The following is a 2,000-nucleotide window of genomic DNA, read 5'->3' on the forward strand; positions in this document are numbered from 1 at the left end:
TAACTATTAGCTCAAATCCTACTACTTGCCTACAACGTTTTAAATTCCCGCTGAATGGCCAAACTTTTGATGCAATTGGTATTATGTTGAATTTCCATAAGGTAGTGCTATAGAAATGCTGCTGGTTGGCGTTAGAAAGTGAACCTGATTGTTAAAAAATATTCTCAGCTGTTTTTTTGTTCGATTATTTTTATAGCGATAGCATTGACGATTCAATCCATATCATAGGCATTAGTCAATCATTACCGAAGCGGCTGGGAAGGAGTTGAACACATGCTAACTCTGCGTTTTTGCGGGATTTGTTAATTAGACGTCGATAATATTCCACGCTTGCAGCCAAGCTGTAAAATTTCTCTACTTTAAAAAAGCAAACATGCGAACCCGACCTTGGTATAACACATTGCTACTTGACCGCAGGATCGATGTGACTGACACTTGGATAACAATAATTACCCTACAAAATACGGATTAACAAAACATGCTTATTTTCTTTATATGCATTGGATTATTATTGCTCGCTTATAAGTTCTACAGCCCTTTTGTAGAGAAACAAGCAGGTATTAATCCTAAAGCAAAAACCCCTCAAACGCGTTTTGATGACGGTGTGGACTATGTAAAAGTTCATCCGGTTAAAGCTTACCTTATTCAGTTTCTTAATGTCGCCGGTGTCGGGCCAATCTTTGGTCCTATCTTAGGTGCATTATATGGCCCAATCGCTTTGGTTTGGATTGTGTTGGGTAACATTATTGGTGGTGCCGTACACGACTACTTCTCAGGCGTGCTGAGTATCAAAGAGGATGGTAAAAGTCTCCCTGAAATTGCAGGGCACTACTTCAACATTTATTTTAAAGGCGTAATGTTAATATTCACCGCGATGTTGCTGTTCTTCGTCGGGGTGGTCTTTATCATGAGCCCGGCAGGGTTGCTAAGTAGCTTAGATTACTTCGAGGGAACCATTTTTGCCAATAACACCTTTTGGGTGTTGGTGATCCTTGGTTACTACTTTTTTGCAACCATGCTTCCTATCGATAAAATCATCACTAAACTTTATCCGCTGTTCGGCTTATTGATGATAGTGATGACAGTCTCTATCGCAATTGGCTTGTTAGTGAGTGCGCCGCAGCTACCTGAAGTTGGTGACATTTTTGCCTATTTCGATCATAGCCATTATAACAATGACCTATTAGCGCCAAATCCTGATGGTTTACCTGTATGGCCGCTACTGTTTGTGACTATTACTTGTGGTGCGATCAGTGGTTTTCACTCTACTCAAGCGCCAATCATGGCTCGTTGTTTAACCAATGAGAAATACGTTCGCCCTGTTTATTATGGTGCGATGATGTCTGAAGGCATCGTAGCGTGTGTATGGGCATTGGCTGGTATTGCAGCATTCCCAGGTGGCTATGTAGAGCTTAAGAGCATTCTTGATGCGGGCGGCCCAGGCCTGGTTGTAAACCAAGTTGCCACAACTTACCTTGGGGTTGCTGGTGGTATCATGGCGATTATCGCAGTGGCGATTTTCCCGATTACCTCAGGTGATACAGCATTCCGTTCGTTGCGACTGACCATTACTGATGCGTTTAAGATCCCGCAAAGTATGCGTAACCGCCTATTGTTAGCCATTCCAATTCTAATCATTGCGTACTTCATGACTAAAATTGATTTCTCATTGATTTGGCGTTACTTCGCGTTCTCAAATATGTTGTTATCGACCAGTGTATTGTGGTTGGCAACTAAGTATCTGTTTGATCGCGGAACTTTCCATTGGATAGTCAGCTTACCTGCCATCATTGGTACCTGTGTGACAGTGTCTTACATTATGACCGCAGGTATAGGACTTGGATTGCCACAAGAGATGAGCCAGCCAGTGGGTATTGCAGTTGGTGTTATCTGCTTAATTGGACTGATACTAGCCCATCAGAAACGTAAAGTTGTTGCTGAGTCATAGGCTAACTTTTACCTGAAAAAAGGGCTGCTTTGCAGTAATGCCGTTCACTTAA

General features: G+C 42.1%; 1 protein-coding gene. It reads left to right on the top strand.

What is annotated here, in order from left to right:
* Positions 1-478 precede the first annotated feature (478 nt).
* Positions 479-1,948 carry a carbon starvation protein A gene (locus AB4238_RS22090; RefSeq protein WP_372035751.1) on the top strand — a complete coding sequence of 490 codons (1,470 nt, stop codon included), beginning with the start codon at positions 479-481 and terminating at the stop codon, positions 1,946-1,948.
* Positions 1,949-2,000 lie beyond the last annotated feature (52 nt).

Source organism: Shewanella sp. 10N.286.45.A1, assembly GCF_041470405.1.
Taxonomy (GTDB): Bacteria; Pseudomonadota; Gammaproteobacteria; order Enterobacterales; family Shewanellaceae; genus Shewanella.

Bases quoted from the DNA above. Each gene is read 5' to 3' on its own strand.
- AB4238_RS22090 (WP_372035751.1), top strand. From the start codon at position 479: ATGCTTATTTTCTTTATATGCATTGGATTATTATTGCTCGCTTATAAG.